The organism is Bradyrhizobium tropiciagri (assembly GCF_018130545.1).
Classification (GTDB): domain Bacteria; phylum Pseudomonadota; class Alphaproteobacteria; order Rhizobiales; family Xanthobacteraceae; genus Bradyrhizobium; species Bradyrhizobium tropiciagri_A.
Map to the genome: position 1 here is coordinate 129658 of NZ_JAFCKF010000004.1, position 18534 is coordinate 148191.

Annotated in this window: 20 protein-coding genes; 14 read left to right on the forward strand and 6 right to left on the reverse strand. The window is 65.7% G+C overall.

Annotated elements, in window-relative coordinates:
• The first annotated feature begins 86 nt into the window (after positions 1-86).
• Positions 87-956, forward strand: a complete 870-nt coding sequence (gluQRS, locus tag JQ616_RS18255; protein ID WP_212016594.1) for a tRNA glutamyl-Q(34) synthetase GluQRS — start codon at positions 87-89, stop codon at positions 954-956.
• A 110-nt stretch (positions 957-1066) separates the two neighbouring features.
• Entirely contained in the window at positions 1067-2392 is a 1326-nt protein-coding gene (locus tag JQ616_RS18260) for an ATP-binding protein (RefSeq protein WP_212016596.1), read from the forward strand.
• On the opposite strand, the gene JQ616_RS18265 is transcribed toward JQ616_RS18260, so the two are convergent.
• The gene (locus JQ616_RS18265; protein ID WP_433995986.1) at positions 2319-3179 is read right to left on the reverse strand and encodes a YihY/virulence factor BrkB family protein; all 861 of its coding nucleotides are present in this window, start codon (positions 3177-3179) and stop codon (positions 2319-2321) included. The genes JQ616_RS18260 and JQ616_RS18265 overlap by 74 nt on opposite strands.
• A 166-nt stretch (positions 3180-3345) precedes the next feature.
• On the opposite strand from JQ616_RS18265, the gene JQ616_RS18270 reads away from it, so the two are divergent.
• The 5 genes from JQ616_RS18270 (at position 3346) to JQ616_RS18290 (ending at position 7111) form a co-directional block, all read left to right on the forward strand.
• Entirely contained in the window at positions 3346-3540 is a 195-nt protein-coding gene (locus JQ616_RS18270) for a twin transmembrane helix small protein (RefSeq protein WP_024584739.1), read from the forward strand.
• Between the two features lie 51 nt (positions 3541-3591).
• A complete protein-coding gene (locus JQ616_RS18275) occupies positions 3592-4164 on the forward strand; it encodes a cob(I)yrinic acid a,c-diamide adenosyltransferase (RefSeq protein ID WP_212016600.1) in 573 nt (190 codons plus the stop codon).
• A 117-nt stretch (positions 4165-4281) separates the two neighbouring features.
• Positions 4282-5031, forward strand: a complete 750-nt coding sequence (locus JQ616_RS18280) for an electron transfer flavoprotein subunit beta/FixA family protein (RefSeq protein WP_212016602.1) — start codon at positions 4282-4284, stop codon at positions 5029-5031.
• Entirely contained in the window at positions 5031-5981 is a 951-nt protein-coding gene (locus tag JQ616_RS18285) for an electron transfer flavoprotein subunit alpha/FixB family protein (protein WP_050422791.1), read from the forward strand. Before JQ616_RS18280 ends, JQ616_RS18285 begins: the two co-directional genes overlap by 1 nt.
• A gap of 248 nt (positions 5982-6229) precedes the next feature.
• Positions 6230-7111 (forward strand): 3-hydroxybutyryl-CoA dehydrogenase, encoded by an 882-nt coding sequence (locus JQ616_RS18290; RefSeq protein WP_212016604.1) that lies wholly within the window; start codon positions 6230-6232, stop codon positions 7109-7111.
• Positions 7112-7122: 11 nt separating this feature from the next.
• Here the strand turns inward: JQ616_RS18290 and JQ616_RS39660 are convergent, their stop codons facing one another.
• The 3 genes from JQ616_RS39660 to JQ616_RS18300 are packed head-to-tail and all read right to left on the reverse strand — an operon-like array spanning position 7123 to position 8836.
• Positions 7123-7248: a hypothetical protein gene (locus JQ616_RS39660; protein ID WP_283812649.1), complete on the reverse strand. Its 126-nt coding sequence runs from the start codon at positions 7246-7248 to the stop codon at positions 7123-7125.
• A complete protein-coding gene (locus JQ616_RS18295; RefSeq protein ID WP_249136972.1) occupies positions 7245-8456 on the reverse strand; it encodes a pyridoxal phosphate-dependent aminotransferase in 1212 nt (403 codons plus the stop codon). Before JQ616_RS18295 ends, JQ616_RS39660 begins: the two co-directional genes overlap by 4 nt.
• On the reverse strand, positions 8453-8836 hold the full coding sequence (locus tag JQ616_RS18300) for a tautomerase family protein (protein ID WP_212016606.1): 384 nt from the start codon (positions 8834-8836) through the stop codon (positions 8453-8455). Before JQ616_RS18300 ends, JQ616_RS18295 begins: the two co-directional genes overlap by 4 nt.
• A gap of 103 nt (positions 8837-8939) precedes the next feature.
• On the opposite strand from JQ616_RS18300, the gene JQ616_RS18305 reads away from it, so the two are divergent.
• Complete coding sequence (locus tag JQ616_RS18305) at positions 8940-9797, forward strand: LysR substrate-binding domain-containing protein (RefSeq protein ID WP_212016607.1); 858 nt, start codon at positions 8940-8942, stop codon at positions 9795-9797.
• Between the two features lie 87 nt (positions 9798-9884).
• Positions 9885-10073: a putative motility protein gene (locus tag JQ616_RS18310; protein WP_212016609.1), complete on the forward strand. Its 189-nt coding sequence runs from the start codon at positions 9885-9887 to the stop codon at positions 10071-10073.
• On the opposite strand, the gene tlpA is transcribed toward JQ616_RS18310, so the two are convergent.
• The gene (gene tlpA / locus JQ616_RS18315) at positions 10074-10754 is read right to left on the reverse strand and encodes a thiol:disulfide interchange protein TlpA (protein ID WP_249136974.1); all 681 of its coding nucleotides are present in this window, start codon (positions 10752-10754) and stop codon (positions 10074-10076) included. It lies immediately after the preceding gene.
• 127 nt (positions 10755-10881) lie between these two features.
• Here tlpA and argH point away from each other — a divergent pair, with 127 nt between their 5' ends.
• The 3 genes from argH (at position 10882) to lysA (ending at position 13917) form a co-directional block, all read left to right on the forward strand.
• The gene (gene argH, locus JQ616_RS18320; RefSeq protein ID WP_212016613.1) at positions 10882-12279 is read left to right on the forward strand and encodes an argininosuccinate lyase; all 1398 of its coding nucleotides are present in this window, start codon (positions 10882-10884) and stop codon (positions 12277-12279) included.
• 92 nt (positions 12280-12371) lie between these two features.
• The gene (gene lptM, locus JQ616_RS18325) at positions 12372-12644 is read left to right on the forward strand and encodes an LPS translocon maturation chaperone LptM (RefSeq protein ID WP_212016615.1); all 273 of its coding nucleotides are present in this window, start codon (positions 12372-12374) and stop codon (positions 12642-12644) included.
• A gap of 7 nt (positions 12645-12651) precedes the next feature.
• Complete coding sequence (gene lysA, locus JQ616_RS18330; protein ID WP_212016617.1) at positions 12652-13917, forward strand: diaminopimelate decarboxylase; 1266 nt, start codon at positions 12652-12654, stop codon at positions 13915-13917.
• Positions 13918-14096: 179 nt separating this feature from the next.
• On the opposite strand, the gene JQ616_RS18335 is transcribed toward lysA, so the two are convergent.
• Positions 14097-15008, reverse strand: a complete 912-nt coding sequence (locus JQ616_RS18335) for an NAD(P)-dependent oxidoreductase (RefSeq protein WP_212016619.1) — start codon at positions 15006-15008, stop codon at positions 14097-14099.
• A 196-nt stretch (positions 15009-15204) separates the two neighbouring features.
• Between JQ616_RS18335 and JQ616_RS18340 the strand changes: the two genes are divergently transcribed.
• Together JQ616_RS18340 and JQ616_RS18345 are read left to right on the forward strand one after the other, a co-directional pair.
• A complete protein-coding gene (locus tag JQ616_RS18340) occupies positions 15205-17817 on the forward strand; it encodes a TIGR02302 family protein (protein ID WP_212016621.1) in 2613 nt (870 codons plus the stop codon).
• A 193-nt stretch (positions 17818-18010) separates the two neighbouring features.
• Positions 18011-18520, forward strand: coding sequence for a hypothetical protein (locus JQ616_RS18345; protein ID WP_212016623.1), 510 nt, complete (start codon positions 18011-18013; stop codon positions 18518-18520).
• Positions 18521-18534: the final 14 nt, after the last annotated feature.

Sequence of the window (18534 nt, forward strand, 5' to 3'; positions counted from 1 at the left end):
TCCAGAAGGATTGCCGGGCATAGGCGAGCGGAAGCGACGCCGTCCTTCAGACGGCTATGCCCGGCAATGACGTGCGACCAGCAACCATGCCACCCGTTTTCCGTTTCGCCCCGAGCCCGAACGGCCATTTGCATCTCGGCCACGCCTATTCGGCGCTGCTCAACCACGACCTGGCGCGGCAGTCGGGCGGACGCTTTCTGCTGCGGATCGAGGACATCGACGGGACCCGTTGCCGGCCGGAATTCGAGCAGGCGATCTATGAGGACCTTACTTGGCTGGGCATCGCCTGGGAGACCCCGGTGCGTCGGCAGTCGGAGCATTTTGCCGCCTATCGCGCCGCGCTCGACCGCCTGTCGGCCCAGCGGCTGGTCTATCCGAGCTTCGAGAGCCGCGCCGAGATCGCACAGCTGGTCGCGGCGCGGGAGGCCAGTGGAGCGTGGCCGCGCGATCCGGATGGCGCGCCGCTCTATCCGGGGACGGCCAAATCGCTCTCGGCCGCGGAGCGCGACCGGCTGAGCCGGCAGGGCGCGCCATTCGCGTTGCGGCTCGATATGGCCGCGGCCTGCGCGAGCGCCGGTGACCTGCGCTGGCACGAGGTGGGCGAGGGTCCCGCCGGCGAGCGCGGCGACGTGGCGGCCCGACCTGAGGCCTGGGCCGACGTGATCCTGGCACGCAAGGAGACCCCGACCAGCTACCATCTTTCCGTCGTGATCGACGACGCGCTGCAGGGCGTTAGCGATGTGGTCAGGGGCGTTGACCTGTTCTGGTCGACCAGCGTGCATCGGCTGTTGCAGCAGCTGCTTGGTCTGCCCGTGCCGGCCTACCGGCACCACCACCTGATCCGGGACGCCGCAGGCCAAAAACTGTCGAAATCGACCCGGGCGACCGGACTGCGCGAATTGCGGGCGGAGGGTGCGAGCCCGGCCGACATTCGCCGCGTGGTCGGTCTGCCGTAAAGACGCTGGTGACGATCGTCGCGCTATGCGGTGACGGACCGCAAACGCTGCCGTGACTCCGGGCCGCCTGGCATGCCATGCTGTCATTCGGGGCGGGGATCACTGAGACCATGGCGTCAAAATCGCGCGTACGGCGCAGCAAGCGGCCATCCAAAAGGCCGCCGCCGAAGACCCGCGCCGCCAAAAAGCGTCCAGCCACGACCAGCGCCGCGAAGCCGGTAACCAAGCCACGGCGTAAGCGAGCCGTGCCAAAGCCAGCCGCGAAGGCCAATCCCGGCATGGTCGAGACCGCGCTTGCCGCCTTTGCCCATGAGGTCCGCACGCCGCTGACCGGCATTCTTGCGATCAGCAATCTGCTCGCAACGTCGGAACTCGGCGAACGCGAGCGGCGCTGGGTCGATACCATCAAGGCCGGCGCCGAGCATCTGGCGAGCCTTGCGACCCTGTTCGTCGATGCAGCCCGCAGCGAGGGGCCGGGGCTGGAGGTCCGGCAGGACTTCTTCGATCTGCGCACGCTGGCGCGCCATGCCGGGGATTCGCTGGCCGGCCGTGCCGCAGCGAAGGGGCTGCAGGCCTCCGTTGTGATCTCCGACAAGCTGCCCGCTTTCGCGGTCGGCGATCCCGTCCGGTTGCGCGCGGCGCTGGAAAATCTGATCGACAACGCCGTCAAGTTCACCGAGCAGGGCAGCGTCGAGCTCCATGTCGCCCCGGTGCGGGCGGCCAAGGGCAAGAACGCTGACAAGATCGGCGGCAAGACCGGCGGCAGGATCGGCGTTGCCTTTGCGATTTCCGACAGCGGTATCGGCTTGAGCCTGTCGGAGGTCCAGCGCCTGTTCCGGCCGTTCTCGCAGGCCAATGTCTCGATCGCCGCGCGGTTCGGCGGCGCCGGGCTCGGCCTGTCCTCGGTCAAGCAGCTCGCGCGTGCCATGGGCGGCGACATCGTCGCGGCGCAGCGCGCGGGCGGCGGCACCGTCTTCACACTCAACGTGGTGCTGGTCTCGGCCGGAGCGCCGGCCGGCACCGCTTCGAGCGAAGGCGCCTCGGGGCATGCATCGCAGGGGCTGCGGCTGCTCAGCGTCGAGGACAACCCGTTCGGCCGCGTCGTGCTCAACACGATCCTGACCGAACTCGGTCATCACGCCGAATTCGTCGGTCAGGGCGAGGCCGCGCCGGATCGGCTCGGACAGGGCGCCTTCGACGCCGTGCTGATGGATATGGTGCTGCCGGGCATTGGCGGTGTCGAAACGATCAAGCGCATCCGTGCGCTGCCGCCGCCGCACGGCCGCATCGTGATCGTCGGGATTTCCGGCCGTGCCGAGGACGAAGCCGCGGCGCGCGCCGCCGGCGCCGACGCCTTCCTGGTCAAGCCTGTTTCTCCGCGGGCACTCGCAACTGCGCTGCATGAAGCGACACGCCGCGCGGCAGCCGCGACTTGATGATCGCGGCGTTCAATTCGCCGCCGAACACGAAGATCGCGGCGATGAAATACAGGAACACCAGCGCGATGATCACCGAGGCGAGCCCCGCATACATCGTTACATAGTTGTTGGCGAAGCGCGCCAGGTACATGCCGAAGCCGATGCCCGAGATCAGCGACGCCACCACGGTGAAGATGATGCCGGGCAGGATCTGCGTGAAGCTGCGGCGGCCCGCCGGCAGCCAGGCATGCAGGATGAAGAGCGCAACCACCAGCGCCAGGATCGTGATGCCGTAACGGGCGGTGTTGAGCAGGCTCTCGTTGGATTCGACGAAGAACGGGATATAGCGCCGCGCCGCCTCGATGATCAGCGGTCCGAGCACGATCAGGAATGCCATCGCCAGCGAGGTGAACGCCGCGACCAGCGTGTAGCCGATCGATTCCAGCCGCAGCCAGTACCAGCGCCGTGGCTCGATCACTGCATAGGCGCGGTTCAGCGCCACCCGCAGCGCCTCGACGCCGTTGGAGGCGAAGTACACCGCGAGCACCGCGCCGATGGTCAGGATGTCGCCGCGGGTGTTGGTCAGCACGTCGTGGATCTGGCCGGACAGCGCCTCGGCGACCTGATGCGGCCAGACTTGCAGCAGCAGCCCGACGGCCTGGTCGGCGAGCTCCTTGGAGCCGAAGAAGCCGGCGACCGACGTCAGCACGATCAGGAACGGAAACAGCGCCATCAGGGTCGACAGCGCGATGTGGCTCGCGATCGCCCAGCCGTCGTCGGCGAGGAACGTGTAAAAGGCATCCATCACGACGTGGGTGACGTAACGAAGCTGCTTCACATTCCACCCGGCATTGTCGACAACCGCTCGGTCCGAGGACGGACCCAGCATCTGACATTATGCCTTGAAAAGCCAGTTGGTTGCATGGCGGAGCTGTGTGGAAGTCCGCGTCCTGCGGTGTTATGTACCGCAGATGACATCCGTCCTCAGCACGATCATTCTTCCCATCGCCGTCGGCGCCGTCGCGCTGGTACTCCTGCTCGGCCTCATCAACATGATGAAGGGCGGCTCGCCGAACACGTCGCAGAAGCTGATGCGGCTGCGTGTGCTGTTGCAGTTCGTCGCCATCGTCATCGCGATGCTCGCGGTCTGGGCGATGGGGCGTTGAGCGCGTCGTCGCGCGAAGCTGCGATGGCGCAAACCTTAGAGGATCACGGCCATGGTCGTTCTCAATCGGATCTATACGCGCACCGGCGATGACGGCACCACCGCGCTCGGCTCCGGCGAGCGGCGGCCGAAATACGATCTGCGCGTCGCCGCCTATGGCACCGTGGACGAGACCAACGCCGCAATCGGCGTGGTGCGGCTGCATCTTGCCGGCAGCCCCGAGGTCGATGCGATGCTCGGCCGCATCCAGAACGACCTGTTCGATCTCGGTGCCGACCTTGCGGTGCCCGAGCGCGAGGGCAAGGCCGAACGGCTGCGCGTGCTGGCAAGTCAGGTCGAGCGGCTCGAGCGCGATATCGACAGCCTGAACGACCAGCTCGCGCCGCTGACCTCGTTCGTACTGCCCGGCGGGACGGCCGCATCCGCATATCTGCACCTCGCCCGGACGATATGTCGCCGCGCGGAACGGATGATGGTGGAACTCGCCGCCCGGCCCGACGAGACGGTCAATTCCGCTGGCATTCAGTATATGAACCGCCTGTCGGATTTCCTGTTCGTTGCCAGCCGCTTCCAGAACAATAAGGGGGCGGGAGACGTGTTGTGGGTGCCGGGCCAGAACCGTTAGACTGGCTCAAAACCGGGTGACGGTTTTTTGGCTTTGGCGCGTTGACCGGGGGAAACGGGACCTTTAGGTTCCGCGCCAGCCAACCGAAACCCATAAAATCAAAGCGAAAGAGGATCGATGAAGGTTCTTGTGCCGGTAAAGCGGGTCGTCGACTACAACGTCAAGGTCCGCGTCAAGAGCGACGGGACGGGCGTGGAGCTCGCCAACGTCAAGATGTCGATGAACCCGTTCGACGAAATCGCCGTCGAGGAAGCGCTGCGGCTGAAGGAAGCCGGCAAGGCGACCGAGGTGGTGGTGGTGTCGATCGGACCGGCGCAGGCCTCCGAGACCATTCGCACCGCCCTTGCGATGGGCGCCGACCGCGGCATCCTGGTCAAGGCCGAAGGCAATGTCGAACCGCTCGGGGTTGCCAAGATCCTGAAGGCGGTGGTCGAGGCGGAGCAGCCCGGCCTCGTCATTCTCGGCAAGCAGGCGATCGACGACGACTCGAACCAGACCGGCCAGATGCTGGCCGCGCTGCTCGGTTGGTCGCAGGCGACCTTCGCCTCCAAGCTCGAGGTCGACGGATCCGACTTCAAGGTCACGCGCGAAGTCGACGGCGGCCTCCAGACCATCAAGCTGAAGGGCCCGGCGATCGTCACCACTGACCTCCGCCTCAACGAGCCGCGCTATGCGTCGCTGCCCAACATCATGAAGGCGAAGAAGAAGCCGATCGACGACAAGAGCGTCGCTGACTACGGCGTCGATGTGACGCCGCGCCTGGAAGTGCTGAAGACCGCGGAACCGGCAGGCCGCAAGGCGGGCGTCAAGGTCAAGGACGTCGCCGAACTCGTGAACAAGCTCAAGACCGAAGCCGGGGTTCTCTGATGACGACGCTGTTGATTGCTGAACACGACCACGAGACCCTGAAGGACTCGACCAACAAGGCGCTGACCGCGGCGAGCCAGCTCGGCGGCGACGTCCATGTGCTGGTTGCCGGTGGCGGCCAGGGCACCAAGGCGGCGGCCGAAGCAGCCGCCAAGCTCGCCGGCGTCAGCAAGGTGCTGGTGGCCGAAGGCCCCGCTTATGAGCACGACCTTGCCGAGCCGCTGGCTGCGCTGATCGTCGCGCTGGCGCCCGGCTATGACGCGTTCGTCGCGCCCGCGACCTCCCGCTTCAAGAACGTGATGCCGCGCGTCGCAGCCCTGCTCGACGTCATGCAGGTCTCCGAGATCATCAAGGTCGTCGCGCCCGACACCTATGAGCGGCCGATCTATGCCGGCAACGCGATCCAGACCGTGAAGTCGAAGGACGCCAAGAAGGTGATCACGGTCCGCACCTCGACCTTCGCCGCCGCCGGTGAAGGCGGCAGCGCGGCGATCGAGAACGCCGCATCGGCCGCCGATCCCGGCCTGTCCACGTTCGTCGGCGAGGAAGTCGCCAAGAGCGACCGTCCGGAACTGACCTCGGCCAAGATCATCGTCTCGGGTGGCCGAGCCATGCAGAGCCGCGAGAACTTCGCGAAGTACATCGAGCCGCTCGCCGACAAGCTCGGCGCCGGCGTCGGTGCCTCGCGCGCCGCGGTCGATGCCGGCTATGCGCCGAACGACTGGCAGGTCGGCCAGACCGGCAAGGTGGTGGCCCCGGAACTTTATGTCGCGGTCGGCATCTCCGGCGCGATCCAGCATCTGGCCGGCATGAAGGACTCCAAGGTGATCGTCGCCATCAACAAGGATGAGGACGCGCCGATCTTCCAGGTTGCCGATTATGGCCTGGTCGCCGACCTCTACCAGGCGGTTCCGGAACTGACCGAAGCGCTCGGCAAGCTCGGAAAGTAAGCGACAAGACACCGGCCGGGTGGCTAAGCTCCGGCCGGTGTTGTTATTCTCGGAGCAATGATCCGGAAACGTTTTTCCGAAAGGATCATGCTCGACAGGGGAGAATGGGGTCCTGACGTGATGACGTGTCATCACATCATGGTCCCGGGAAATGTTTTCCGGCGGATTGGGCAACCCGGAAGGCTTCACTTCGGGTATCGTTGGAATTGGGCAGGCGCGACATGCGCGCCGTTCCGGTGGATGACAAGATGACGGTGGCAATCAAAAAGGTCGGCGTGATCGGTTCGGGCCAGATGGGTAATGGCATTGCCCATGTGGCGGCGCTGGCCGGCTTCGACGTGGTGCTCAATGACGTGTCCGGCGACCGGCTGAAGTCGGCGCTGGCGACCATCAACGGCAATCTGACCCGCCAGGTCGCCAAGAAGGCGATCAGCGAGAGCGAGCGCAAGCAGGCGCTCGACCACATCTCCTCCGCCGAGACGCTCGACGCGCTGGCCGATTGCGACCTCGTGATCGAGACCGCGGTCGAGAAGGAAGAAACCAAGCGCAAGATCTTCCAGGAGGTCTGCGCGGTGCTGAAGCCCGAGGCGATCGTCGCGACCAACTCGTCGTCGATCTCGATCACACGGCTCGCCGCCTCGACCGACCGCCCGGAGAAATTCATCGGCATTCACTTCATGAATCCGGTGCCGGCGATGGAGCTGGTCGAGCTGATCCGCGGCATCGCCACCGACGACACGACCTTCGACACCGCCAAGGCGTTCGTCGCCAAGCTCGGCAAGCAGGTCGCGGTGTCGGAAGATTTCCCCGCCTTCATCGTCAACCGCATCCTGCTGCCGATGATCAACGAGGCGATCTACACGCTGTATGAAGGCGTCGGCAACGTCGAGGCGATCGATGCCGCGATGAAGCTCGGTGCGCATCATCCGATGGGCCCGCTCGAGCTCGCCGATTTCATCGGCCTCGACACCTGCCTGTCGATCATGCAGGTCCTGCATGAGGGGCTGGCCGACTCCAAGTACCGGCCGTGCCCGCTGCTGGTGAAGTACGTCGAGGCCGGCTGGCTCGGACGCAAGAGCCAGCGCGGCTTCTACGACTATCGCGGCGACAAGCCGATCCCGACGCGGTAGTCACCGCGTCGTCAGGTCAGTGCCCGCAGCAGCGCAAGCGTCGCGGGCACGAGGCTGACGATGACGCTGACCCCGATTCCAAGTCCGAGCAGATGCGCTGCCAGCGCTAGGCGCTGGTTCTGCGTGTGAGGCGTCATTGCAATGCCTCGCAGGCGCGCTTCAAGCGCGTAGCGGCCTCCTCGATGGTCGCTGACGGGTTGGCGAAGCTGACGCGGATATAGGGCGACAGCCCGAGATCTTCGCCGGGAAACACCACCAGATTAGCGTTCTCGAGCAGATAAGCCGAGAAATCGCGGTCGGTCTCGATCACGCTGCCGTCGGGGGCGCGCTTGCCGATCACGCCGGCGCAACTGACCAGCAGATAGAACGTGCCTTCCGGCGGCGTGCAGGACAGCCCGGCGCATCCGTTGACGAGGTCGGCAAAGCGGTCGCGCCGCGCGCGAAGGATGGCAGCCCGTTCGGCCAGCACATCCTGGGCGTTATTGAGCGCAGCGACCGCGGCGGCCTGGCTGATCGACGATGCGCCCGACGTGGTCTGCGACTGGATCGTGATCATTTCGCGGATCAGAGCCGATGGTCCGGCGGCATAGCCGATCCGCCATCCCATCATGGCGTAGCTCTTGGCGAGGCCGCTGACGGTCATAGTCCGCGGCTTCAGGCGCGGCTCGATGTCTGCCAGCGTCGGCGCCGGTAAGCCGTCGAACGTGATGTGCTCGTAGAGCCCGTCGGCAAGCACCCAGATATCCGCATGCCGCAACAGGACCGCGGCGATCTCGGAGAGATCCTCACGCGAATAGCGCGCGCCGGAAGGATTGACCGGATTGTTGAGCACGACCCAGCGCGTACGTGGCGAGATCGCGGCCTGCAAATCCTCCGCGCGCAGCTTGAAGCCGTTGTTCTGCGCGCACGGCACGACCACCGGCGCCCCGCCGGCGAGCCGCACCTGATCGAGATAGGGCGCCCAATAGGGGGCAGGGATGATCACCTCGTCGCCAGGCGCCAGCGTCGCCAGCAGCGCGTTGAACAGCGCCTGCGTCGAGCCGTTGGTGATGACGATCTCATCCAGCCGATAGTCGAGACGATGGTCGCGCAGCAGCGCGGCCTGCACCGCGCGCTTCAGCTCTGGCGTGCCGTCGACATCGGTATAACGGGTTTCACCGCACAAGGCCGCGTCATGCGCCGCCGCAATCACATGCGCGGGCGTCGGGAAGTCCAGATTGCCCGACGACAGCTCGATGATGTCGCGCCCGTTGGCGCGCAGTTCGCGGGCGCGGCGCCGCAGCACCGATGCGGGCGATGCCTTGATGCCGCTCATGCGCGGCGAGAGGATCGGTAATGCGGTCATCGGACGTACTGCGCCTCACCGTTGCCGAACGACCAGTTTTCGGGGAGCACCTCGACGAGGTTGATGAAGATGTCCTCGGCGCGCAGGCCGGGGCTGTCCGTCAGCAGCTCGGCGATCCGGCGATAGAGCTGCTGCTTTTGCGCCACCGGGCGGGTGTTGCTGACGGTGATCTGGATGATGACCAGATCATCGCTGCGCCTGATGCCGAGATAGTCCGCGCCATAGGCGAAATCGTCGCCGTCGTGCTCGGAGATCGTCATGAAGCGGTCGCCGTCCGGCACGTCGAAGGTCTCGCGCATGGCGCGATAAAGGCTGTCGAGAATGGCCTTGCGGTAGGCGGCGGGCTTGCCCCTCCGCAGCGAGACGCGGGTCAGCGGCATGATGGTGGCTCCTTGGAAGCGTTGTGTGCAGCCGATCCTAGGAGCTGATTGATCATTTAAAAATGGTATGGTATTGCATTTCAATGATTGCTAATTGAAATGAATGGCCATGAAGGCACTCGACGTCGAGGCGGTGCAGGCCTTTGTCCTGGTCGCCGACCTCAGCAGCTTCACCCGCGCGGCGCAGGTCATGGAGACCACGCAGTCCGCGGTCAGTTTGAAGATCCGGCGACTGGAGGACGGGCTTGGCCGGCGGCTGCTGGAACGCACGCCCCGGCTGGTCCGGCTGTCGGCCGAAGGTGCGGCCTTTCTCGGCGCCGCGCGCAATCTGGTTGCCGCGCATCAATCGGCGATTGGGTCGTTTGCCGTCGAGCATCGGCGGCTGGTCGTCGGCATCAGCCACCACATCGTCGGAACGGAACTCGCCTCGCTGCTGAAGCGGATGAACGCCACCGATCCCGGCCTGGTGATCCAGTTGCACGTCGACACGTCGCGCGCGGTGCTTGGCGCCTTCGACGACGGCAAGCTCGATGCTGCGATCGCGCTGCGCCATGATGCCAAGCGCCGCGACGGCGACGTGCTGTTCGAGGAACCGTTCGGCTGGATGGCCGCGCCCGATTTTCACCATCGCCCCGGCGAGCCGTTGCGTCTGGCGACCCAGGCCGAGCCGTGCAGCGTCCGCGCCATGGCCGTCGAAGCGCTCGACGCTGCCGGCATCGCCTGGACCGAGGCGTTCGTCGGTGGCGGGCTTGCGACGATCGGGGCTGCGATATCGGCAGGGCTTGCGGTCGCTGCGCTGGCGCGCCGGGTGGCGCCGGCGGATACCGTCGATCTCGGGCCGCGGCTTGGCCTGCCGCCATTGCCGTCCCGCGATGTCATGCTGCACTCGAAGCTGTCGGACGCGCGGACCCGGCAGGCGCTGCGCACCCTCGGCGCCGCCTTTGCCGCGAACGCGGCCTGAAGCGATGCGTCAGCCTGACGCGGCCATCTGTTACCCAAGCATTAACTTTCGCGCGCTACGCCAAGTTCGGAATTGGGAGTACCGCGTATGGACACGATGAGCATGGTCACCAGCATCCTGTCGATGCAGCAGGGCAACCTGCAGGGTGAGATCGCGACCCGGGTCACGAAGCAGAATCTCGACGCGGAAAAGTTCGCGGTTCAGACCCTGTTGGGCAGTCCGTCCACCGCAAATCTCAGCCCCGGCATCGGCGACAATCTCAACGCCGTCGCCTGATCAGAACCCCGCCGCGGCCGGGGCCAGCGCCGCCTTCACCAGCTTGATCGCATCGTCGCTCGCCCATTCGGCGGGACCGGCGATATTGGCGATTTCGCAGCCCTTGCCGTCGACCAGCACAGAGGTCGGCATGCCCAGCGCCTTCCCTATGTTCTTAAGATCCTGAAAGACCTTGGCTTTCTGGTCGCTGAAGTAGCCGAGCTTGGTCAGATTGGCTTCCTTCAGGAAGTTCTTCGGCTTGTCCGGGTCGCGGGTGTCGATGTTGATCGCGACCACCTCGAAATCCTTGCCGCCGAGCTTGGTCTGCAAGCTGTCGAGCGCCGGCATTTCCTTGCGGCAGGGCACGCACCAGGTCGCCCAGAGGTTGACCAGAACCGTCTTGCCGCGCCAGTCGGAGAGCTTTTTCGGCTGGCCGTTGGAGTCCTCGAAGGTCAGGTCGGGAAGCCTCAAGGGGGTGGTCGCCATGGTCAGCGCCGCGACCTCGCCCTGGGCGAGCGGGGCGATCTTCTTGGCCAGATCCACCGCACTGTTGCAGGCGATATCGCCGCCCGCGGGATGCTTGAGGCCGGAGACCCCGATATAGCCGATCACGGCTCCAACCAGCACGGCGCCGATCACCAGCGGGATGCGCCATTTGGCAGTCGGCCTCGTGGTCGGTTCGGATGGGGTCGTCTCGGGCATATCGTTTGTCATCCAGCGTCAGATGTGGCTAAGCAGTGCCGGGAATACGATCGGAACCGCCACGCTGTTTCGCCGTCTTGGCGCGGGAACAGCAAGGCCTGAAATACAAATTCGTGAGCGAGATGTCATGAGCAACAAGATGTGGGGCGGCCGGTTTTCGGAGCGTCCCGACGCGATCATGGAGGAAATCAACGTCTCCATCGACGTCGACCGGCACCTTTATGCCCAGGACATTGCCGCGTCCAAGGCCCACGCCGCGATGCTCGCTGCGCAAGGCATCATCACGTCAGCTGATGCGAAAAATATCGGCAAAGGTCTAGACACGATTTTGTCAGAAATCGGCGAGGGCGATTTCGATTTCAAGCGCGCGCTCGAGGACATCCATATGAATGTCGAGTCGCGACTGTCTGAGCTGATCGGGCCCGCGGCGGGCCGGCTGCATACCGCGCGCTCGCGCAACGACCAGGTCGCGACCGATTTCCGGCTCTATGTCCGCGATACCATCGATGAGACCAATGCGGCGCTGGCCGCGTTCCAGCAGGCGCTGGTTGCGCGCGCGCTGGAGCATGCCGGAACCGTGATGCCGGGCTTCACCCATCTGCAGACCGCGCAACCCGTCACCTTCGGCCATCATCTCCTCGCCTATGTCGAGATGGCCGGCCGCGACCGCGGCCGCTTCAACGATGCGCGCAAGCGGCTGAATGAATCGCCGCTCGGCGCCGCCGCACTCGCCGGCACCTCGTTTCCGATCGACCGCACTGCGACCGCCAAAGCGCTCGGTTTCGACCGGCCGATGGCCAATTCGCTCGACGCGGTGTCCGACCGCGATTTCGTGCTGGAGACGCTGTCGGCGGCCGCGATCTGCGCAGTGCACATGTCGCGCTTCGCCGAGGAGATCGTGATCTGGACCTCGCCGCTGGTCGGTCTCGTCAAGCTCAGCGACAAGTTTACCACCGGCTCGTCGATCATGCCGCAGAAGCGCAACCCGGACGCCGCCGAACTGGTGCGCGCCAAGACCGGCCGCGTGGTCGGTGCGCTCACCGCGCTGCTGATCGTGATGAAGGGCCTGCCGCTCGCCTATCAAAAGGATATGCAGGAGGACAAGCAGGGCGCCATGGAGGCGTTCGAGGCGTTGTCGCTTGCGATCCGCGCCATGACCGGCATGGTCGAGGATCTGGTGCCGGACGAGGCGAAGATGAAGGCTGCCGCCGGTGAGGGCTACGCCACCGCGACCGACCTTGCCGACTGGCTGGTGCGCACCCTGAAAATGCCGTTCCGCGACGCCCACCACGTCACCGGGCGCATCGTCGGCCTGGCCTCGAAGCAGGGCGTGGCGCTGCACGAATTACCGCTGGAGGCCATGCAGGAGGTCGAGCCGAAGATCACCGCTGAGGCGCTGAAGGTGCTCAGCGTCGAATCTTCGGTGAAGAGCCGGACCTCGTTCGGCGGCACGGCGCCGAAGAATGTGATGGCGCAGGCCAAGGCCTGGGCCAAGCGGCTGGAAAAAGAGCGAAAATTGGGCTGAACCGGAAAATTTGGTCGTGATTTCTCAGGCCTCCGCCTCTCGCCAGAGCACGCCAATGTTTGTATGGTGCCGCCCGAATTGGGGAATTCGTCGTGATTAGCAAGAACCGCCTGACCCCCTCGGGATGGGCCATCATTGTGCTGAGCGTATCAGCGCTTGCGCTCGGCGGCTGCGGCCGCAAGGGACCGCTCGACCTGCCGCCGACCGCGAACGCCGCGCCGGGCGCAGCAGCACCGACCGACACCGAGGCCGAGCGGGCGGCGCAGCCCAGCGTGTTCAATCCGACCTATGGCTCGGATGCCGCGCCGGCCGCACCGAAGGGCGCGAAGAAGTCCTTTATCCTCGATCCGCTGCTCGGTAATTAAGTCCGCTATGAACCATTTCGACTATCGCAACGGCGTGCTGCATGCCGAGGCGGTCAATCTGATTGAGTTGGCGGAAGCCGTCGGCACGCCGTTCTATTGCTATTCGACCGCGACGCTGGAGCGGCACTATCGCGTCTTCACCGAGGCCTTTGCCGGTGAGAAGGCGCTGGTCTGCTACGCCATGAAGGCGAACTCCAACCAGTCGGTGCTGCGCACGCTGGCCAAGCTCGGCGCCGGCGCCGACGTGGTGTCCGGCGGCGAATTGAAGCGGGCGCTGGCGGCCGGGATTCCGCCGTCGAAGATCGTGTTCTCCGGTGTCGGCAAGACCGAGGGCGAGCTGCGCGCCGCGCTCGCCACCGACATCCTCTGCATCAACATCGAGTCCGAACCGGAACTCGAGATGCTGTCGCGCCTTGCGGTCGAAATGAAGAAGACCGCGCGGATCTCGGTGCGCGTCAATCCCGACGTCGATGCCGGCACCCATGCCAAGATCTCGACCGGCAAGTCGGAGAACAAGTTCGGCATTCCGATCGCGCGTGCCCGCGAGGTCTATGCCCGCGCCGCAAAGCTGCCGGGCATCAAGGTCACCGGTACCGACGTGCATATCGGCAGCCAGATCACCGATCTCGGCCCGCTGGAAGCCGCCTTCCGGCTGCTCGCCGAATTCGTGCAGACGCTGCGCGCCGACGGCCACGACATCTCGCATATCGATTTCGGCGGCGGCCTCGGCATTCCCTATTACATGGACCGCGCCGCGCCGCCGGAACCGGCGGCCTATGCCGCGATGGTCAAGCGCGTCACGCACAATCTCGGCTGCACGCTGATGTTCGAGCCGGGCCGCATGATCGTCGGCAATGCCGGCATCCTCGTTGCCCGCGTGATCCATGTGAAGCCGGGCGATGCCAAGAACTTCGTCATCATCGACGCCGCGATGAACGATCTGATCCGGCCGACGCTATATGAAGCGCATCACGACATTCTGCCGGTGCGGCAGCCGGCGCAGGGCACGCCGACCATGGTCGCCGATGTGGTCGGCCCGGTCTGCGAGACCGGCGACTATCTCGCGCTCGACCGCGCGCTGCCGCAGCCGAAGGCCGGCGATCTGCTGGCGATCATGACCGCCGGCGCCTATGGCGCGGTGCAGTCCGGCACCTACAACACCCGGCCGCTGGTGCCGGAGGTGCTGGTCAAGGACGATCAGTACGCCGTGGTCCGCCCGCGTATCGACGTCGACGCCCTGATCGCGATGGACAAGCCTGCGCCGTGGCTGTGAGGCACTGAGCGCGCCGCATCAACGGTGTCGTCCTGGCGAAGGCAGGACCCATAACCACCGTTACTGCTGGTTGAACCGAGCTGGGGCTCCAGCTTAGCTAAACCACGAACGCCTGTGGTTATGGATCCCGGGTCGCGCTTCGCTTGCCCGGGACGACAGCGTTTATTGCGGCGAGAGCATTACTTCGCGGCGTGACTGCCGCCCTTGGTCCCACCGACGATCACACCCGCGGCCTTCTCGATCGGCTTGATCGCCGCCGTGAAATCCGACTCCGGACCCTCGTCGCGGATGATGACTTCCCAGAGCCGGCCCACCGCCTCGGCGACTTCCATCGAGAGCCCGAGCGCGCGCATTTCCTCGACCGCGAGTCGCACGTCCTTCACCATCAGTCCGGTGGCGAAGCCGAAATCGAAGCTGCGCGGCAACACCGCGCGCGGAAACTTGTCGCGGCTTGCAGTGTTCATCCCCGAGCCGGCATTGATGACGTCGATCATCACGGCGGGATCAAGTCCGGACTTCACGCCCATCACGACAGCCTCCGAGGTCGCGACCATCGCGGTCGCCGACAGGAAATTGTTGGCGAGCTTCATGGTCTGGCCGGAGCCCGGCTTGGTGCCGATGAAGAACACCTTGCCGATGACGTCGAGCGCGCTCTTCACCAGCTCGAAATCGGCACGCGGGCCCGACACCATCACCGCCAGCGTGCCCTTCTCGGCGCCGGAGACGCCGCCGGAGACCGGGCTGTCGATCTGCACGATGTTCTTCTTGGCCAAGAGATCGTGGATCTTCACCGCCATCTGCGAGCCGACGGTGGAGAGATCGATGAAGCGCTTGACGCGCTTGCCCTCGATCACGCCGCCCGCGCCGGTTGCGACCTCGAGCGAAGCCTGCAGCGAGGGTAGGCTCGCCATCACGGTCTCGACGCGATCGGCGACGTCCTTCGGCGACGTTGCGGCCGCAGCGCCGCGTGCAACCAGTTGGTCGACGACATCCTTGCGGGTGTCGAACACGGTGAGCGAGTGACCGGCCTCGATCAGCCGGCGCGCCATCGGGAACCCCATCTTTCCGAGGCCGATGAATCCGATTTCCATGGTTCGTTTCCTTTTCTTGTTATGCGCGGAGCGTGCCTCGTTAAGGCGTTGGTTCTGACCGCGAAGTTACGGGGTCGAACTGCCGCAGTCACGCCTTCGTGTTATGCGTATTTCCCGGTGTGGGTTACGTCGGGGAACGGGTGCCTCAAAGCCGCCGCCGTGCTAGGCTGACCTGCCGGCTACCCCGGAGATTTTATTGAGCGGAGCCAACATCGACCCGTCTGACAACGCCTCACGCGCCGTCCCCGACAGCGATGCGATCGCGCGTCTGAAGCTCACTGAGGCTCTGCAGCGGGCGAAATTCGCGATCGCGTGGGAACGGGCGTGGCCGCATCTGGCGCGGTTCCTGACGGTCGCGGGTCTGTTCCTGGTCGCGTCCTGGGCCGGGCTGTGGCTGGTGCTGCCGTTTGCCGCACGCTTGGCCGGCGCCGCCCTGTTCGGCCTTGCCGCGCTCGCTGCGTTGGCGCCGCTGGTGCGCTTCCGCTGGCCGAGCCGCGAAGAGGGCCTGAGCCGGCTCGACCGCGGCGCCGGCATTCGCCATCGCCCCGCGACCACGCTTTCCGACACGCTCACCAACAAGGATCCGTTCGCGCTGGCGCTGTGGCAGGCGCAACGCGAGCGCACGCTGGCCTCGATCAAGCGGATTCGCGCCGGGCTGCCGCGGCCGCGCGTCTCGCTGCACGACCCCTGGGCGCTGCGCGCGCTGGTCATCGTGATGCTGGTCGCGAGCTATGTCGCCGCCGGCGACGAGCGCAGCCTGCGGGTCGCCTCCGCGTTCGACTGGAACGGCATCATGGCGCCGGCCAATGTCCGGGTCGACGCCTGGGTCACGCCGCCGAACTATACCGGCAAGCCGCCGATCATCCTGTCCAACGCCAACAAGGACGCTGCCGCGGCTGACACCACCCCGCTGGCGGTGCCGGCCGGCAGCACGCTGCTGGTGCGCTCCAGCGGCGGCACCATCGACGTCGTGGTCGGTGGCGGCGTCGCCGAGGTCGCGCCGGAAGGACAGGCGCCCAAGGGCACCAATGAGCGGCACTTCAAGATCACCGGCGACGGCACCGCGCATGTCCGTGCGCCGGCCGGCCAGCCGCAGTGGAAATTCACCGCGACGCCGGACCGGCCGCCGTCGATCGCGCTCGCCAAGGATCCGGAGCGGCAGGCGCGCGGTGCCTTGCAGATGTCCTACAAGCTCGAGGACGATTACGGCGTGACCGAAGCCCGCGCGCAATTCGCGCCGCGGCCGGGTGATGCGCCGAAGGATGCCGACGGCAAGGTCACCCAGCCGCGTCCTCTGTTCGAGCCGCCGCAATTCCCGCTGGTGCTGCCGAATGCGCGCACCCGCAACGGCGTCGGCCAGACCGTCAAGGACCTCAGCGAAGACCCCTATGCCGGCGCCGACGTGACGCTGACCCTGACGGCGAAGGACGAGGCCGGCAATGAGGGCAAGAGCGAGCCGTTCAACATGCGGCTGCCCGAGCGGCTGTTCACCAAGCCCCTGGCGCGGGCGCTGATCGAGCAGCGCCGGATCCTGGCGCTCGACGCCAACCAGAATGGCCAGGTCTACGCCGCGCTCGACGCGCTGATGATCGCGCCCGAAATGTTCATGCCGGAGACCGGCTATTATCTCGGCCTGCACACCGTCGCCCGCCAGCTCGAGGCGGCGCGCACCGACGATCAGCTGCGCGAGGTCGTCGCCAGCCTGTGGGCGCTCGCCGTCACCATCGAGGACGGCAACATCAGCGACGTCGACAAGGCGCTGCGCGCGGCGCAGGACGCGCTCAAGCAGGCGCTGGAGCGCGGCGCGAGCGACGAGGAGATCAAGAAGCTCACCGACAATCTGCGCGCGGCGCTGGACAATTTCCTGCGCCAGATGGTCGAGCAGTTCCGCAACAATCCGCAGCAGCTCGCGCGGCCGCTCGATCCCAACGCCAAGGTCCTGAGCCAGCAGGATCTCAAGAACATGCTCGATCGCATGGAGCGGCTGTCGCGCTCCGGCGACAAGGAGGCGGCACGGCAGCTGCTCGAGCAGATGCAGCAGATGCTGGAAAACCTGCAGATGGCGCAGCCCAACCAGGGCGACGACGACATGCAGCAGTCGCTCAACGAACTCGGCGACATGATCCGCAAGCAGCAGCAATTGCGCGACAAGACCTTCAAGCAGGGCCAGGATTCCCGCCGCGACCGCATGCGCGGCAAGCAGGGCGAGCAGTCGATGGGCGACCTGCAGCAGGATCAGCAGGCGCTGCGCGACCGGCTCAAGAAGCTGCAGGAAGAGCTCGCCAAGCGCGGCATGGGCCCGGATCAGCGCGGCCAGAAGGGCCAGCAAGGGCAGAAGGGCCAGGGTCAGAAGGGTGACCAGGCGCAACAGGGCGACCAGGGCGGCGATCAGGGCGATGACGACGGCGACGGGCTCGACCAGGCTGACTCCGCGATGGGCGATGCCTCCGGCCGGCTCGGCGAGGGCAATGCCGACGGCGCGGTGGACTCGCAGGGCCGTGCGCTCGATGCGCTGCGCAAGGGTGCGCAGAGCCTGGCCGACGCGATGCAGCAGGGCGATGGCGACCAGCCGGGCGACAGCCCCGGCAACCGCGCCGGCCGTCAGCAGAGCGGCGGCAACCAGACCGATCCGCTCGGCCGTCCGCTGCATGGCCGCGAATTCGGCGACGACTACACCGTGAAGATCCCCGGCGAGATCGACGTGCAGCGCGTCCGCCGTATCCTCGAAGAGCTGCGCCGCCGCCTCGCCGATCCGTCACGGCCGCAGATCGAGCTCGACTATATCGAGCGCCTGCTGAAGGATTATTGAGGATAGTGAAGCGGCCCCGGCCGTCGTCACCCGCGAAGGCGGGTGCCCCGGGATTCTACGGATATCAGCGATTGAAACGTCGCAGCTTGGCGATGCCTCATGCTCGCGGGCCCGGTCTTGCGGGCGCTCATTGTTTCAGCACAGGCTTGGATTTTACCCTGTGGCTTCGCCCTTTTTTTGAAGAGATAAGACTATGCGCATTGCGCTCTTCGTTGTGCTTTTCTTGATGTGTGTCCCGGCTGCGCAGGCGGCGAAACCCGAAATCAGTCGATTCACCGACATCACACCCGGCACGTTTTCGCTCACCAAGGTCAAGATAAAAACCAACAGCGACATATCGACCGGCGAAGTGCTGAATGGCGGCGACATCAAGCTCCAGGAGGTGGGCAAGACTATCATCTTGAAGCCCGGCGACTTCACCATCGGTGTGCAGGTTCATGCCGAGGGTCGGCCGAAGGGCGCGACGATTCCTGTGAGGATCGTGTGGCACTATCCCCAACCCGGTCTCAAGCCACCGGGCGGTGGAGCGGCAAAACTAACCGATGATTATATCGATCCCGGCCCTACCATCGGGAATGCGCACTATTGGATCTACTGGAAGATGTCAGACGATTGGACGCATGTCCCCGGCATCTGGACGGTCGAGGTGTGGCAGGGCAACCGAAAGCTGTTGACCCAAGAGTTCAATCTGATCAAGCAATAGCAAGCGCGGCCCGG

Excerpts from the sequence above, each read along its gene's own strand:
- JQ616_RS18280 (WP_212016602.1), top strand. The coding sequence starts at position 4,282 with ATGAAGGTTCTTGTGCCGGTAAAGCGGGTCGTCGACTACAACGTCAAG.
- lysA (WP_212016617.1), top strand. The coding sequence starts at position 12,652 with ATGAACCATTTCGACTATCGCAACGGCGTGCTGCATGCCGAGGCGGTC.
- JQ616_RS18270 (WP_024584739.1), top strand. The coding sequence starts at position 3,346 with ATGACATCCGTCCTCAGCACGATCATTCTTCCCATCGCCGTCGGCGCC.
- JQ616_RS39660 (WP_283812649.1), bottom strand. The coding sequence starts at position 7,248 with ATGACGCCTCACACGCAGAACCAGCGCCTAGCGCTGGCAGCGCATCTG.
- JQ616_RS18295 (WP_249136972.1), bottom strand. The coding sequence starts at position 8,456 with ATGACCGCATTACCGATCCTCTCGCCGCGCATGAGCGGCATCAAGGCA.
- argH (WP_212016613.1), top strand. The coding sequence starts at position 10,882 with ATGAGCAACAAGATGTGGGGCGGCCGGTTTTCGGAGCGTCCCGACGCG.
- JQ616_RS18265 (WP_433995986.1), bottom strand. The coding sequence starts at position 3,179 with ATGGATGCCTTTTACACGTTCCTCGCCGACGACGGCTGGGCGATCGCG.
- JQ616_RS18300 (WP_212016606.1), bottom strand. The coding sequence starts at position 8,836 with ATGCCGCTGACCCGCGTCTCGCTGCGGAGGGGCAAGCCCGCCGCCTAC.
- JQ616_RS18310 (WP_212016609.1), top strand. The coding sequence starts at position 9,885 with ATGGACACGATGAGCATGGTCACCAGCATCCTGTCGATGCAGCAGGGC.
- tlpA (WP_249136974.1), bottom strand. The coding sequence starts at position 10,754 with ATGCCCGAGACGACCCCATCCGAACCGACCACGAGGCCGACTGCCAAA.
- JQ616_RS18290 (WP_212016604.1), top strand. The coding sequence starts at position 6,230 with ATGACGGTGGCAATCAAAAAGGTCGGCGTGATCGGTTCGGGCCAGATG.
- JQ616_RS18260 (WP_212016596.1), top strand. The coding sequence starts at position 1,067 with ATGGCGTCAAAATCGCGCGTACGGCGCAGCAAGCGGCCATCCAAAAGG.
- JQ616_RS18335 (WP_212016619.1), bottom strand. The coding sequence starts at position 15,008 with ATGGAAATCGGATTCATCGGCCTCGGAAAGATGGGGTTCCCGATGGCG.
- JQ616_RS18275 (WP_212016600.1), top strand. The coding sequence starts at position 3,592 with ATGGTCGTTCTCAATCGGATCTATACGCGCACCGGCGATGACGGCACC.
- JQ616_RS18285 (WP_050422791.1), top strand. The coding sequence starts at position 5,031 with ATGACGACGCTGTTGATTGCTGAACACGACCACGAGACCCTGAAGGAC.
- gluQRS (WP_212016594.1), top strand. The coding sequence starts at position 87 with ATGCCACCCGTTTTCCGTTTCGCCCCGAGCCCGAACGGCCATTTGCAT.
- JQ616_RS18345 (WP_212016623.1), top strand. The coding sequence starts at position 18,011 with ATGCGCATTGCGCTCTTCGTTGTGCTTTTCTTGATGTGTGTCCCGGCT.
- JQ616_RS18305 (WP_212016607.1), top strand. The coding sequence starts at position 8,940 with ATGGCCATGAAGGCACTCGACGTCGAGGCGGTGCAGGCCTTTGTCCTG.